This window comes from Streptomyces sp. NPDC053048, assembly GCF_044547045.1.
Classification (GTDB): domain Bacteria; phylum Actinomycetota; class Actinomycetes; order Streptomycetales; family Streptomycetaceae; genus Streptomyces.
The window spans coordinates 971,013-985,822 of the sequence record NZ_JBITZS010000001.1; the positions used below are offsets into that span (position 1 = coordinate 971,013).

The 14,810-nt window shown below is 71.4% G+C and carries 11 protein-coding genes and 1 pseudogene; all 12 read left to right on the plus strand.

Annotation, left to right across the window (positions count from 1 at the left end; genetic code table 11):
• The 12 genes and pseudogenes from ACIG36_RS04670 to pgi all read left to right on the plus strand — a co-directional run bounded on the left by ACIG36_RS04670 (nucleotide 1) and on the right by pgi (nucleotide 14,623).
• Nucleotides 1–870 carry a hypothetical protein gene (locus ACIG36_RS04670; RefSeq protein WP_399921788.1) on the plus strand — a complete coding sequence of 290 codons (870 nt, stop codon included), beginning with the start codon at nucleotides 1–3 and terminating at the stop codon, nucleotides 868–870.
• 178 nt (nucleotides 871–1,048) lie between these two features.
• Nucleotides 1,049–3,010 carry an excinuclease ABC subunit UvrC gene (gene uvrC / locus ACIG36_RS04675; protein ID WP_399921791.1) on the plus strand — a complete coding sequence of 654 codons (1,962 nt, stop codon included), beginning with the start codon at nucleotides 1,049–1,051 and terminating at the stop codon, nucleotides 3,008–3,010.
• A gap of 98 nt (nucleotides 3,011–3,108) precedes the next feature.
• A complete protein-coding gene (gene rapZ, locus ACIG36_RS04680) occupies nucleotides 3,109–4,041 on the plus strand; it encodes an RNase adapter RapZ (protein WP_399921794.1) in 933 nt (310 codons plus the stop codon).
• A complete protein-coding gene (gene yvcK, locus ACIG36_RS04685) occupies nucleotides 4,038–5,090 on the plus strand; it encodes a uridine diphosphate-N-acetylglucosamine-binding protein YvcK (protein ID WP_399921797.1) in 1,053 nt (350 codons plus the stop codon). The genes rapZ and yvcK overlap by 4 nt, the downstream gene beginning before the upstream one ends.
• Nucleotides 5,081–6,088 (plus strand): DNA-binding protein WhiA, encoded by a 1,008-nt coding sequence (whiA, locus tag ACIG36_RS04690; protein WP_399921800.1) that lies wholly within the window; start codon nucleotides 5,081–5,083, stop codon nucleotides 6,086–6,088. The genes yvcK and whiA overlap by 10 nt, the downstream gene beginning before the upstream one ends.
• A gap of 166 nt (nucleotides 6,089–6,254) precedes the next feature.
• Nucleotides 6,255–8,492 (plus strand): annotated as a pseudogene (locus tag ACIG36_RS04695) (M14 family metallopeptidase); the annotation flags it as partial.
• Between the two features lie 284 nt (nucleotides 8,493–8,776).
• Nucleotides 8,777–9,781, plus strand: coding sequence for a type I glyceraldehyde-3-phosphate dehydrogenase (gene gap, locus ACIG36_RS04700; protein ID WP_399921803.1), 1,005 nt, complete (start codon nucleotides 8,777–8,779; stop codon nucleotides 9,779–9,781).
• A gap of 128 nt (nucleotides 9,782–9,909) precedes the next feature.
• Nucleotides 9,910–11,121 carry a phosphoglycerate kinase gene (locus ACIG36_RS04705; RefSeq protein WP_399921806.1) on the plus strand — a complete coding sequence of 404 codons (1,212 nt, stop codon included), beginning with the start codon at nucleotides 9,910–9,912 and terminating at the stop codon, nucleotides 11,119–11,121.
• Nucleotides 11,122–11,127: 6 nt separating this feature from the next.
• Nucleotides 11,128–11,904, plus strand: coding sequence for a triose-phosphate isomerase (gene tpiA / locus ACIG36_RS04710; protein WP_399921809.1), 777 nt, complete (start codon nucleotides 11,128–11,130; stop codon nucleotides 11,902–11,904).
• A gap of 117 nt (nucleotides 11,905–12,021) precedes the next feature.
• A complete protein-coding gene (gene secG, locus ACIG36_RS04715) occupies nucleotides 12,022–12,258 on the plus strand; it encodes a preprotein translocase subunit SecG (RefSeq protein ID WP_399921812.1) in 237 nt (78 codons plus the stop codon).
• Between the two features lie 185 nt (nucleotides 12,259–12,443).
• Nucleotides 12,444–12,779, plus strand: coding sequence for an RNA polymerase-binding protein RbpA (locus ACIG36_RS04720; protein ID WP_003957010.1), 336 nt, complete (start codon nucleotides 12,444–12,446; stop codon nucleotides 12,777–12,779).
• A 191-nt stretch (nucleotides 12,780–12,970) separates the two neighbouring features.
• Nucleotides 12,971–14,623, plus strand: coding sequence for a glucose-6-phosphate isomerase (pgi, locus tag ACIG36_RS04725; protein ID WP_399922211.1), 1,653 nt, complete (start codon nucleotides 12,971–12,973; stop codon nucleotides 14,621–14,623).
• Nucleotides 14,624–14,810 lie beyond the last annotated feature (187 nt).

A 14,810-nucleotide genomic window follows, 5' to 3' on the forward strand; every position in this document is an offset into this window, starting at 1 on the left:
ATGACCGAGCGCACGCACAGCTACTCGCGCGGCAACGCCGCCCGCGCGGCCGCGGCCGGTGCCCTGACCGTCGCCCTGCTCGGCCTGGCACCCCTCGCGCACGCCGCCCCGCCCCCGGCGGCCCCCACGCCCCCGCCCGCGGCGGGCGTCGCCGCCGCGCACGAGGCGGCCGCCGCTCCCGCGAACCTCGAGACCCTCTCCCGCTTCTTCGCCCGCGACGGGGCCGTCGCCAGGAGTCGGGCGAAGCCGCGGATCGAGGGCGCCACCGTGCCCGTCTACACCCTCTCCCCGCGGTTCGTGGTCGGCGGGACGGGCGCCGCTATCGCCGAGCTGGACTTCCTCGCCAGCGCGGCCGTCTCCTCCGACGGCCAGAAGGCCTCGGTGTGGACCGCGCGCACCGGGGACGGCTGGAAGGTCGTCAACATCGCCACCGGCGACGACGAGACCCGCTACGCCGCCGAGGGCGCGCGCCGGCTCAGCGGCGGCACCGTCTTCCGCGAGCCGCAGATCAACGCCTGGTACGTACAGCGCGGCGAGCGCGTGCTGCCCCTGGACGAGGACGCCGTCCGGGCGATCGGCGACAAGGGCACCACCGTCGACGCCTACCGGGACCGGGTCCGCCAGGCCTACGGCGACAAGCTGCCCGGCTCGGCCTACGCGAAGAAGGGCGCGGCCGGCGGCTTCGACGCGAACGCGGGGAGCGCGGAGGACACCGCTGCGGCCGGGTCCGGTGCGGACCGGCCGGCGACCGCGGCACCGCACGGTGACGGCGGTCCGTCGGTCGCGGCCCCGGCCGTGACGGCCGGAGGGGCGGCGGCCCTGGGCCTCGGCCTGGCGGTCGTGGCGGCGCGCAGGCTCCGGCGCCGCTGACCCCCGCCACGGGGCCCCGGGCCGAGCGCTCGGAGCCCCGGGGGAAATCGCCCCTCCACTCCGGCCCCGGCGGGTCACCCCCGCCGGGGCCGGAGCCATGCCCTCCGCATCCCCGCACCGGCCCGTCCCGCCCGGCTGGACGATGGAGTTGTCAGTGCCCGCAAGTAGGGTGTGTGACATGGCCGACCCCAGCAGCTACCGACCCAAGCCGGGACAGATCCCCGACTCGCCGGGGGTCTACAGATTCCGGGACGAGCACGGCCGCGTGATCTACGTCGGGAAGGCGAAGAGCCTGCGCCAGCGGCTCTCCTCGTACTTCCAGGACCTCGCCGGCCTGCACCCGCGCACCCGCACCATGGTCACCACGGCCGCATCCGTGGAGTGGACCGTGGTCTCCACCGAGGTCGAGGCGCTGCAGCTGGAGTACTCCTGGATCAAGGAGTACGACCCCCGGTTCAACGTGAAGTACCGCGACGACAAGAGCTACCCCTCCCTCGCCGTCACGCTGAACGAGGAGTTCCCGCGCGTCCAGGTCATGCGCGGCCCCAAGAAGAAGGGCGTGCGCTACTTCGGCCCGTACGCCCACGCCTGGGCCATCCGCGAGACCGTCGACCTGATGCTGCGCGTCTTCCCCGTACGCACCTGCTCGGCCGGGGTGTTCAAGCGCTCCCACCAGATCGGCCGCCCCTGCCTGCTCGGCTACATCGGCAAGTGCTCCGCCCCCTGCGTCGGCCGCGTCAGCGCCGAGGAGCACCGCGAACTGGCCGAAGAATTCTGCGACTTCATGGCCGGCCGTACCGGCGCGTACATCCGCCGTTTGGAACGGCGGATGCAGGATGCGGCCGAGGAGATGGAGTACGAGAAGGCCGCCCGGCTGCGCGACGACATAGAGGCGCTGCGCCGCGCCATGGAGAAGAATGCCGTCGTCCTGGCCGACGCCACCGACGCCGACCTGATCGCGGTCGCCGAGGACGAACTCGAAGCCGCCGTGCAGATCTTCCACGTCCGCGGCGGCCGGGTGCGCGGCCAGCGCGGCTGGGTCACCGACAAGGTCGAGGCCGTCGACACGGCCGGGCTCGTCGAGCACGCCCTGCAGCAGCTCTACGGCGAGGAGAGCGGCGACGCGGTGCCCAAGGAGGTCCTGGTCCCCGCCCTGCCGGCCGCCCCCGTCGCCCAGTGGCTGACCGGGCGCCGCGGCTCCCGCGTCGACCTGCGCATCCCGCAGCGCGGCGACAAGAAGGACCTGATGGCCACGGTCCAGCGCAACGCCCAGCAGGCCCTGGTACTGCACAAGACCAAGCGCGCCTCCGACCTGACCACCCGCTCCCGCGCCCTGGAGGAGATCGCCGAGGCGCTGGGCCTGGACTCCGCGCCGCTGCGCATCGAGTGCTTCGACATCTCCCACCTCCAGGGGCAGGACGTGGTGGCCTCGATGGTCGTCTTCGAGGACGGCCTGGCCCGCAAGAGCGAGTACCGCCGCTTCCAGATCAAGAGCTTCGCCGGGCAGGACGACGTCCGCTCGATGCACGAGGTCGTCGGCCGCCGCTTCCGCCGCTACCTGCAGGAGAAGCTGAAGACGGGGGAGTGGGCGGAGGAGACCGACGGCGAGGTGCCGGAGGAGGACGAACGGCCCAAGCGCTTCGCCTACCCGCCGCAGCTCGTCGTCGTCGACGGCGGCAAGCCGCAGGTCGCCGCCGCCAAGCGGGCACTGGACGAGCTCGGGGTCACCGACGTCGCCGTCTGCGGGCTCGCCAAGCGGCTGGAGGAGGTCTGGCTGCCGGACGAGGACGACCCGGTCGTCCTGCCGCGCACCAGCGAGGGCCTGTACCTGCTGCAGCGCGTGCGCGACGAGGCGCACCGCTTCGCCATCTCCTACCAGCGCGGCAAGCGCGCCAAGAGCATGCGGGCCGGCCCGCTGGACGCGGTCCCCGGCCTCGGCGAGACCCGCAAGCAGGCGCTCCTGAAGCACTTCGGCTCGCTCAAGAGGCTGCGGGCCGCGTCGCTCGAGCAGATCTGCGAGGTCCCCGGCATCGGCCGCAAGACCGCCGAGACGATCACGGCTGCGCTGGCCGCGGCGGCCCCGGCCGCACCGGCCGTCAACATGGCCACGGGCGAGATCATGGACGACGCGGAGGAATGATGGACCTGTCCGGACAGGACCTGGGCCCGCGGAAGCCGCAGTATGGAAGACGTGACGACGCCCGGAGCGTCGCCGGCAGAAACGGGGGAACGAGCAGCATGAACGCGACCGAGCGGGACGGAGCAAAGGTGAGTACGGGCACGACGGCGGACGCCACCGGCGAGACGACGGGGATCCCCGAGCTGGTGATCATCTCGGGCATGTCGGGGGCGGGCCGCAGCACCGCCGCCAAGTGTCTGGAGGACCTCGGCTGGTTCGTCGTGGACAACCTGCCGCCCGCCCTGATCCCCACCATGGTGGACCTCGGCGCCCGCTCCCAGGGCAACGTGGCCCGCATCGCGGTGGTCGTCGACGTGCGCGGCCGCCGCTTCTTCGACAACCTCCGCGAGTCGCTGGCCGACCTGGAGGCCAAGAAGGTCAAGCGCCGGGTGATCTTCCTGGAGGCGTCCGACGACGCCCTGGTGCGCCGCTTCGAGTCGGTGCGCCGCCCGCACCCCCTCCAGGGCTCCGGCCGCATCGTCGACGGCATCGCCGCCGAGCGCGACCTGCTGCGCGAGCTGCGCGGCGACGCCGACCTGGTCATCGACACCTCCAGCCTCAACGTCCACGAGCTGCGCGCCAAGCTGGACGCCCAGTTCGCCGGCGAGGAGGAGCCCGAGCTGCGGGCCACCGTGATGTCCTTCGGCTACAAGTACGGCCTGCCCGTCGACGCCGACCTCGTGGTGGACTGCCGCTTCCTGCCCAACCCGCACTGGGTACCGGAGCTGCGCCCCTTCACCGGCCTGAACGAGGAGGTGTCGGGCTACGTCTTCAACCAGCCCGGCGCCAAGGAGTTCCTGGACCGCTACACCGAGCTGCTCCAGCTCATCGCCGCGGGCTACCGCCGCGAGGGCAAGCGCTATGTGACCATCGCGGTCGGCTGCACCGGCGGCAAGCACCGCTCCGTGGCCATGTCCGAGAAGCTCGCCCACCGCCTGGTCTCGGAGGGTGTCGAGACCGTCGTCGTCCACCGGGACATGGGGCGCGAGTGACCGGCCGCACCTCCCGGATGCGCCGCGTCCGCAGGCTCGTCCCGGGCCGGGCGCGCGGTGGCGCCGAGGGCCGCGGCAGGCGCGGCGCGCAGCCCAAGGTCGTCGCCCTCGGCGGCGGCCACGGGCTGTCCGCCTCCCTCGCCGCGCTGCGCCGCATCACCGGTGACCTGACGGCCGTGGTGACCGTCGCCGACGACGGCGGCTCCAGCGGCCGGCTCCGCGACGAGCTGGGCGTGCTGCCCCCGGGCGACCTCCGCAAGGCGCTCGCGGCGCTGTGCGGCGACGACGAGTGGGGCCAGACCTGGGCGCGGGTGATCAAGCACCGCTTCGAGAGCCAGGGCGAGCTGCACGACCACGCCGTCGGCAATCTGCTGATCGTCGCCCTCTGGGAGCAGCTCGGCGACCACGTCCAGGCCCTGGACCTGGTCGGCAAGCTGCTGGGCGCCCACGGCCGGGTGCTGCCCATGTCGGCGGTCCCGCTCGAGCTGCAGGCGCTCGTACGGGGCCACGACCCGGCCGCGCCCGACGCCGTGACCACCGTGTGCGGCCAGGCGACCGTGGCGCTCACCCCGGGCGAGGTGCAGTCCGTGCACGTCGTCCCCGAGGACCCGCCGGCGGTGCCCGAGGCCGTCGCGGCGGTGCTGGACGCGGACTGGGTCGTCCTCGGTCCGGGCTCCTGGTTCTCCTCCGTCATCCCGCACCTGCTGGTGCCCGAGCTGCTCGAGGCGCTGCAGGAGACGAAGGCCCGACGGGTGCTGTCGTTGAACCTTGCACCACAACCCGGGGAAACCGATGGCTTCTCCCCGCAACGTCATTTGGAGGTTTTGGCCCGACACGCCCCTAAACTCGCCCTGGACGTGGTGCTGGCCGACGAGGCCGCCGTGCCCGACCGGGAGAGCCTGACGGACGCCGCCAAGCGGCTGGGTGCCACGGTCGAGCTGGCGCCGGTCGCCTCGCCCGACGGCTGCCCGACGCACGACCCGGAGCTGTTGGCCGCCGCGTACGACCGTATTTTTCGGATGCATGGAAGGATCGGCCCATGGCGATGACGGCAGCGGTGAAGGACGAAATCTCCCGGCTCCCCGTCACCCGGACCTGCTGCCGGAAAGCGGAGGTCTCGGCGATCCTGCGCTTCGCGGGCGGTCTGCACCTGGTCAGCGGGCGCATCGTGATCGAGGCGGAGCTGGACACCGGGATCGCGGCCCGGCGGCTGCGCAAGGACATCCTGGAGATCTTCGGACACGCCTCCGACCTGGTGGTGATGGCCCCCGGCGGGCTGCGCCGCGGCAGCCGGTACGTGGTGCGGGTGGTGGCGGGCGGTGACCAGCTGGCGCGCCAGACCGGCCTGGTCGACGGCCGCGGCCGGCCGATCCGCGGGCTGCCCCCGCAGGTCGTCTCGGGTGCCACCTGTGACGCCGAGGCCGCCTGGCGGGGCGCCTTCCTGGCCCACGGCTCGCTGACCGAGCCCGGCCGCTCCTCCTCCCTGGAGGTGACCTGCCCCGGTCCGGAGGCGGCGCTGGCGCTGGTGGGCGCCGCCCGTCGGCTGCAGATCGCGGCGAAGGCCCGTGAGGTGCGCGGAGTGGACCGGGTGGTCGTCCGGGACGGTGACGCCATCGGCGCCCTGTTGACGCGGCTCGGTGCCCACGAGTCCGTACTGGCCTGGGAGGAGCGGCGGATGCGCCGCGAGGTGCGGGCGACCGCCAACCGCCTGGCCAACTTCGACGACGCCAATCTGCGCCGCTCGGCGCGGGCCGCTGTCGCGGCGGGCGCGCGCGTCCAGCGGGCGCTGGAGATCCTCGGCGAGGAAGTCCCCGAGCACCTCGCTGCCGCGGGCCGGCTGCGCATGGAGCACAAGCAGGCCTCGCTGGAGGAGCTGGGCGCCCTCGCCGACCCGCCGCTGACCAAGGACGCGGTCGCCGGCCGGATCCGCCGCCTGCTGGCCATGGCCGACAAGCGCGCCCAGGACCTGGGCATCCCCGGCACGGAGTCCAACCTCTCCGACATCTCGGACCTCTCCGAGGAGATGGCCGAGGGCATGGTCGGCTGAGCCCGCGGTCCCCTTCGACGCCCCCGTCGCCCACCAGGGCGGCGGGGGCGTCGTGCTGCCCGCACCGGTACCGGATCCGGCGTGAAACGCACCGTTGACATGATCATGATGTGTTACGAGGCTGGCGGCCACGCACGCAGGTGGCAGACAACAGCAAGGGGGGCTCATGAGACGCAGGGCGGGATCGGCCCTCGTGGTGGCTTCGCTGTTCCTCGGCGGGCTCGCCGCGACGCCCTTCGCACACGCACGACCAGCCGCCGGAGCGGCCCAGGAGGCCGGCTCCGGCGCACTGTCCGTATGGACCGCCCAGGTCACCGCCGCCCAGGTCCCGCTGCTGCTCAAGGCGGGCGTCGACGGTCATGAACTGGGCGAGCGCGTCACCGGCGACAAGCCCGTACCGGTGGAGGTCCATCTCACCGGCGACCAGGCACGGGAGCTGCGCGGCCAGGGCGTGGCCCTCACCGAGAAGCGCGTCCCCCAGGGCGTCCGCGAGCGCACCGAGGCCGCCGGTGACGGCGTCTTCCGCCCGTACAGCGGGAAGAACGGGCTGCAGCGGGAGATCCAGGAGACCGGCCGGGCCCACCCCGGCCTGACCAAGGTCGTCAGCATCGGCAAGACCGTGCGCGGCCAGGACATCCTCGCCGTGAAGGTGTCGAAGAACGCGGCGAAGAGCCCCGACGGCGCCCGGCCCGCGGTGCTCTACATGTCCAACCAGCACGCCCGTGAGTGGATCACGCCGGAGATGACCAGGCGCCTGATGCACCACTACCTCGACCGCTACGGCAAGGACCGGCGGATCACCAGGATCGTGGACTCCACCGAACTGTGGTTCGTGCTGTCCGCCAACCCCGACGGCTACGACTACACCTTCCAGAGCCCGGCCACCCGGCTCTGGCGCAAGAACCTCCGCGACAACAACGGCGACGGGAAGATCACCCCCGGCGACGGCGTCGACCTCAACCGCAACTTCCCCTACAAGTGGGGCTACGACAACGAGGGTTCGTCCCCGCGCCCGGCGTCCGAGACCTACCGCGGCCCGGCGCCCGCCTCCGAGCCGGAGACCCGGGCCATCGACGCGTTCGAGAAGCGCCACCGCTTCCGCTACGCCGTCAACTACCACTCGGCGGCCGAGCTGATCCTCTACGGCGTCGGCTGGCAGGTCGCCACCCCCACCCCCGACGACGTCCTCTACCGGGCGCTCGCCGGAACCCCGGACAAGCCCGCCATTCCCGGCTACCGGCCGCAGCTCTCCTCAGAGCTGTACACCACCAACGGCGAGGCCGACGGCCACGCGGGCAACGTCAACGGCATCATGATGTTCACCCCCGAGATGTCGACCTGCCAGACCGCTTCCCGGGTGGATCCCGACGACCGCTGGAACCCCGCCGACTGCCGGTCCGGCTTCACCTTCCCGGACGACGAGAAGCTGATCCAGCAGGAGTTCGCGAAGAACATCCCCTTCGCCCTGTCCATCGCCGAGACCGCCGCCCGAGGCGACCGCCCCGCCTCCGCCGCCGGCCTGGACGCCCCCGACTTCACCCCGCACGCCTTCACCACCTCCTACGCGCGCGGCGGCGACCAGACCGTCGCCGTCACCGCCCGCAAGAGCGTCCGCGACAAACACCTCAACTACCGTGTGAACGGCGGCCGTACACACACCGAGGAGCTCAGGGCCTGGGACGGCGGCGACCGTTACGGCGGCGAGGACAACATCCGCTTCGACCAGTACCGCGCCACCGTCGAGGGCGCCCGCCCCGGCTCCACCGTCAGCGTCTGGTTCACCGGCCGCACCCGCGAGGGCAGGGCGACCGCGAGCGAGCCCTTCACCTACACGGTGGCCAGGACGCCCCGCGCCGACACCCTGGTCATCGCCGACGAGGGCGGCAAGGAGGCGGCACGCGCCGCCGGCCTGTACACCGCGGCCCTGAACGACAACGGCCGCAAGGCCGTCGTCTGGGACGTCGCCCGGCAGGGCGCGCCCCCCGCGCTCGGTGTGCTCGGCCACTTCGACACCGTGCTCTGGTACACCGGCACCGCCCGCCCGGACGGCGCCACCCTGCTGGCCGTACGCGACTTCGTCAACGAGGGCGGCAAGCTGATCACCGCCGGGGTGAAGGCGGGGGCCAGCTCCACCGTCGGCGCGGCGGACACCGACGACTTCGCCCAGTACTACCTGGGCGCCGGCAGGCGCACGCCGTTCGAGGGGGCCGCCCGCTTCACCGGCGCCGGCGAGCTCGCGGGCACCACGGCCGCCCTCGGCACCGGCGGAAGCCCGCTGGCGGCCGCCGGGGCCTACAGCCCCATCTCGCAGGAACTGCCGCCCGAGACCTTCCCGCAGTTCCGCAGCGCCGCGGGCGGCGAATACCGCTCGACGGTGACGCAGAGTGACGATCCGGGAGTGCGGGCGGGCCTCGCCGCGGCCGTCACCACCCGCGACACCGTGCTGCTCGGCTTCGGTCTCGAGCACGTGTCCGACCCGCGCGAGCGGGCGGGGCTGACCGGCGCCGCGCTGCGCGCCATCGGCGGCTGACCTGCAGCTGAGCGCGTCAGGGCACGGCTGAGCGCGTTCGTGTGGACCCGCCGCCAATGTCACGTACCTCCCCTGTTAGAGGTAGGGTCGGTGGTGGTCGGGGACATCCCAATACACCGCCGGCGGATAGTCCGGCACACCAACGAGGAGATCGGTTCGTGACGATCCGCGTAGGCATCAACGGCTTTGGCCGTATCGGTCGTAACTACTTCCGTGCGCTCCTGGAGCAGGGTGCGGACATCGAGATCGTCGGTGTCAACGACCTGACCGACAATGCCACCCTGGTGCACCTGCTGAAGTACGACTCGATCCTGGGTCGTCTGAAGCAGGAGGTCAGCCACACCGACGACACGATCACCGTCGGCAACATGACCTTCAAGACGATGGCCGAGCGCGACCCGGCCGCCCTCCCGTGGGGCGAGCTCGGCGCCGACATCGTCATCGAGTCCACCGGTATCTTCACCAAGCGCGAGGACGCGGCCAAGCACCTGGCCGCCGGCGCGAAGAAGGTCCTCATCTCGGCCCCGGCCAAGAACGAGGACATCACCATCGTGATGGGCGTCAACCAGGACAAGTACGACGCGGCCAACCACCACGTCATCTCCAACGCCTCCTGCACCACCAACTGTGTGGCGCCGATGGCCAAGGTCCTCGACGAGACCTTCGGCATCGTCAAGGGCATGATGACGACGGTCCACGCGTACACCAACGACCAGCGCATCCTAGACTTCCCGCACTCCGACCTGCGTCGCGCCCGCGCCGCCGCGGAGAACATCATCCCGACCTCCACGGGTGCCGCCAAGGCCACCGCGCTGGTCCTCCCGCAGCTGAAGGGCAAGCTGGACGGCATCGCCATGCGCGTCCCGGTCCCGACCGGCTCGGTCACCGACCTGGTCCTCGAGCTCGACCGCGAGACCAGCAAGGAAGAGATCAACGCCGCCTTCCAGAAGGCCGCCGAGGGTCAGCTCAAGGGCGTCCTCGAGTACACCGAGGACCCGATCGTCTCCTCGGACATCGTCAACTGGCCGGCCTCCTGCACCTTCGACTCCTCCCTGACCATGGTCCAGGGCAAGCAGGTCAAGGTCGTCGGCTGGTACGACAACGAGTGGGGCTACTCCAACCGCCTGGTCGACCTGACCGTCTTCGTCGGCGGCCAGCTCTGACCGCTGCCTGACGCGACGGCCGCGGGCAACGGGATGTAGATGTAGGGGACGGGGCTCGTACGACGCGATGACGCGCCGTACGGGCCCCGTCCCATGGCTGACACTTTGCAAGTCACCGGAGTCACTGCATGAAGACGATCGACGAACTCATCCAGGGCGGAGTCGAGGGCAAGCGGGTCTTCGTCCGCGCCGACCTCAACGTGCCCCTCGAGGGCACCACCATCACCGACGACGGCCGCATCCGCGCCGTCGCCCCGACCATCGCCAAGCTCGCCGAGGCGGGCGCCAAGGTGATCGTCGCCTCCCACCTGGGCCGTCCCAAGGGCGCCCCGGACCCCCAGTTCTCCCTCGCACCGGCCGCCGAACGGCTCGGCGAGATCCTGGGCAGGAACGTCTCGTTCGCCACCGACACGGTCGGTGACAGCGCGAAGGCCACCGTCGCCGCACTGGCGAACGGCGAGGTCACGCTGCTGGAGAACCTCCGTTTCAACGCGGGCGAGACCAGCAAGGACGACGCCGAGCGCGGCGCCTTCGCCGACGCCCTGGCGTCGCTGGCCGACCTCTACGTGGGCGACGGCTTCGGCGCGGTGCACCGCAAGCACGCCTCGGTCTTCGACCTCCCGGCGCGCCTGCCGCACGCCGCGGGCGATCTGATCGCCACCGAGGTCGGCGTCCTGAAGAAGCTCACCGACGAGGTCCAGCGGCCCTACGTCGTCGTCCTGGGCGGCGCCAAGGTCTCCGACAAGCTCGGCGTGATCGACAACCTGCTGGAGAAGGCGGACCGCATCCTCATCGGCGGCGGCATGTCCTACACCTTCCTCAAGGCCAAGGGCCACGAGGTCGGCATCTCCCTGCTGCAGGAGGACCAGATCCCGGTCTGCCTGGAGTACCTGGCGCGCGCCGAGAAGCGCGGCGTGGAGTTCGTCCTCCCCGTCGACGTCCTGGTCTCCGCCGACTTCCCGGACCTGAAGACCAAGGCTCCGGCCAACCCCGAGCTCGTCGCCTCGGACGCCATCCCGGCGGACAAGGAGGGCCTGGACATCGGCCCGAAGACCCGCGAGCTCTACGCCTCGAAGCTCGCCGATGCCGGCACCGTCTTCTGGAACGGTCCGATGGGCGTCTTCGAGCACCCCGACTACGCGAACGGCACCAAGGCCGTCGCGCAGGGCCTGCTGGACTCCGAAGGCTTCACCGTCGTCGGTGGTGGCGACTCGGCCGCGGCCGTGCGCATCCTGGGCTTCGACGAGAATGCTTTCGGCCACATTTCGACCGGCGGCGGCGCCAGCCTCGAGTACCTCGAGGGCAAGACGCTCCCCGGCCTCGCCGCACTGGAGGACTGAACCACTGTGAGTGCACGTACCCCGCTGATGGCGGGCAACTGGAAGATGAACCTCAACCACCTCGAGGCCATCGCGCACGTCCAGAAGCTCGCCTTCGCGCTCGCCGACAAGGACTACGAGGGCACCGAGGTCGCCGTCCTGACGCCCTTCACCGACCTGCGCTCGGTGCAGACCCTGGTCGACGGCGACAAGCTGAAGATCAAGTACGGCGCCCAGGACATCTCGGCCCACGACTCCGGCGCCTACACCGGTGAGATCTCCGGCCCGATGCTCGCCAAGCTCAAGTGCTCCTACGTCGCCGTCGGCCACTCCGAGCGCCGCCAGTACCACGGCGAGACGGACGAGCTCTGCAACGCCAAGGTCAAGGCCGCCTTCCGCCACGGCATCACCCCGATCCTGTGCGTCGGCGAGGGCCTGGAGGTCCGCAAGGCCGGCAACCAGGTCGCCTACACCCTGGCCCAGGTCGACGGCGCCCTGAAGGACCTCCCGGCCGAGCAGGCCGAGACCATTGTCATCGCCTACGAGCCCGTGTGGGCCATCGGCACCGGCGAGGTCGCCACCCCCGAGGACGCCCAGGAGGTCTGCGGGGCGATCCGCGCCCGTCTGGCCGAGCTCTACGACCAGGAGCTGGCCGACAAGGTCCGCATCCAGTACGGCGGCTCGGTCAAGTCCGGCAACATCGCGGCGATCATGGCCCAGCCCGACGTGGACGGCGCCCTGATCGGCGGCGCGGCGCTGGACGCGGACGACTTCGTCAAGATCGTGCGCTTCCGCGACCAGTAGCAACTATGACGACGGCCCCGCGCCGTCGTACCCTGTCGGGGCCGGGACCGGCGCAAACGCGCCCCCCGGCCCCGCAGCATTGTCCATCCGAGTCAGTCCGAGAGAGTTGGTCCAGCCGTGGTCATCGGGTTCTCGATCGCCCTCATCGTCTTCAGCCTGCTGATGATGATGCTGGTGCTCATGCACAAGGGGAAGGGCGGCGGCCTGTCCGACATGTTCGGCGGCGGCATGCAGTCCTCCGTCGGCGGTTCCTCGGTCGCCGAGCGCAACCTGGACCGGATCACCATCGTGATCGGTCTGCTGTGGTTCGCGTGCATCATCGCGCTCGGCCTGCTGATGAAGCTCGACAGCTGACATACCGTCGTATCAGCCGCCTATGATGGGGGCTTGCGTCCTTTCGGCCGGGCTGTAACTCCTGCCACTGGACGCGCGTTGGGCCTTACGTAGACTGGGGCGCCCGCAGCGGAGCCGACCGACGACTCCTGCGGCGCAGCCGCTATCCGGCACAGTGCAGCACCATCACGCAGGGAGTTACGACCGTGGCAAGTGGCAACGCGATCCGGGGAAGCCGGGTCGGGGCGGGGCCGATGGGTGAGGCCGAGCGGGGCGAGTCCGCGCCGCGCCTGCGCATCTCCTTCTGGTGCTCCAACGGGCACGAGACGCAGCCGAGCTTCGCCAGTGACGCACAGGTGCCGGACACCTGGGACTGCCCGCGTTGCGGCTTCCCGGCCGGCCAGGACCGGGACAATCCGCCGGACCCGCCGCGCACCGAGCCCTACAAGACGCACCTGGCGTACGTCCGCGAGCGGCGCAGCGACGCCGACGGCGAAGCGATCCTCGCCGAGGCGCTCGCCAAGCTCCGCGGCGAGATCTGAGCGCGAGCGGCGACCGACGGCAGTACAGAGCGACGAACGGCCCGGCCGCACACCCCTGTGGTGTGCGGGCCGGGCCGTTCCGCTACCCGCACTACCCGCCGGTTGCCCGCGGAATCGGCGGAATCGACGGCTGATCAATTAGGTTGGAGGACAGCGGGGCCGTTACGAGAAGAAGTGGGCTGATGTCCGAGATGAACGCAGAGGGCCGCACCCGGCTGGACCGGACTCCCGAGTGGAACGCGCTGGCCAAGCACCGGGACGAACTGGGGGAGGTGCACCTGCGCGAGCTGTTCGCCGCCGACCCGCAGCGAGCCGAGAAGTACTCCGTCAACGTCGGTGACCTGCACCTGGACTATTCCAAGCACCTGGTCAACGACGAGACGCTGCGCCTGCTGCGCGAGCTGGCGGCCGCGGCCGATGTGGCCGGGCTGCGGGACGCCATGTTCCGCGGCGAGAAGATCAACACCACCGAGGGCCGCGCGGTACTGCACACCGCGCTGCGCGCCCCGGAGTCGGCGGTCGTCGAGGTGGACGGCCACAACGTCGTCCCCGCCGTGCACGCGGTCCTGCGCAAGATGCAGGTGTTCACCGACCGGGTGCGCTCGGGCGACTGGAAGGGCCACACCGGACGGCGCATCAAGAACGTCGTCAACATCGGTATCGGCGGCTCCGACCTCGGCCCCGCGATGGCGTACGAGGCCCTGCGCGCCTGCACCGCCCGGGACATGACGTTCCGGTTCGTCTCCAACGTCGACGGCGCCGACCTGCACGAGGCGGTGCGCGACCTCGACGCCGCCGAGACGCTGTTCATCGTCGCCTCGAAGACCTTCACCACGATCGAGACCATCACCAACGCGACCTCCGCGCGCGACTGGCTGCTGAGCGAGCTGGACGCGGGCGAGGAGGCGGTGGCCAAGCACTTCGTGGCGCTGTCGACGAACGAGGAGAAGGTCGCCGCGTTCGGCATCGACACCGCCAACATGTTCGAGTTCTGGGACTGGGTCGGCGGCCGCTACTCGTACGACTCCGCCATCGGGCTCTCCCTGATGCTCGCCATCGGCCCCGACGCCTTCCGCGAGATGCTGGCCGGCTTCCACCTCGTCGACGAGCACTTCCGCACGGCGCCCTTCGAGGAGAACGCGCCGGTGCTGCTGGGCCTGCTCGGCATCTGGTACGGCAACTTCCACGACGCCCAGTCGCACGCGGTGCTGCCCTACAGCCACTACCTGTCGAAGTTCGCGGCGTACCTGCAGCAGCTGGACATGGAGTCCAACGGCAAGTCGGTCGACCGCGACGGGCAGCCCGTCGGCTGGCAGACCGGCCCGGTGGTGTGGGGCACGCCCGGCACCAATGGGCAGCACGCGTACTACCAGTTGATCCACCAGGGCACCAAGCTGATCCCGGCGGACCTGCTGGGCTTCGCCCGGCCCGTCGGCGACCTGCGGCCGGGGCTGGTGGCCCAGCACGACCTGCTGATGGCCAACCTCTTCGCCCAGGGCCAGGCCCTGGCCTTCGGCAAGACCCCCGAGGAGGTCGCGGCGGAGGGCGTCCCGGCGGAGCTCGTCCCGCACAAGACGTTCCGGGGCAACCACCCGACGACGACGATCCTGGCGAGCGAGCTGACTCCGTCGGTGCTCGGTCAGCTGATCGCGCTGTACGAGCACAAGGTGTTCGTCCAGGGGGCGGTCTGGAACATCGACTCCTTCGACCAGTGGGGGGTCGAGCTGGGCAAGGTCCTCGCCAAGCGGGTTGAGCCGGCGCTCACGGAGGGCACGGAGGTGGCGGGGCTGGACGCGTCGACGGCCGCGCTGGTGTCGCGGTACCGGGCCCAGCGGGGGCGCTAGGCGCTGGGCCCCGGCTGGGCACCGGCCCGGCACCGCCGGTCAGGTGGACGGGGGCCGATCGCCGTTGCGGCGGGTTTTCTTTCCCCAGCCCCGCCCCTTCCCGTAACCGGGGCTCCGCCCCGGACCCCGGGGGCGGGTGGGGCTGAAGCCGGGGCTCCGCCCCAGGCCCCCTGGGGGGCTGGGGCTT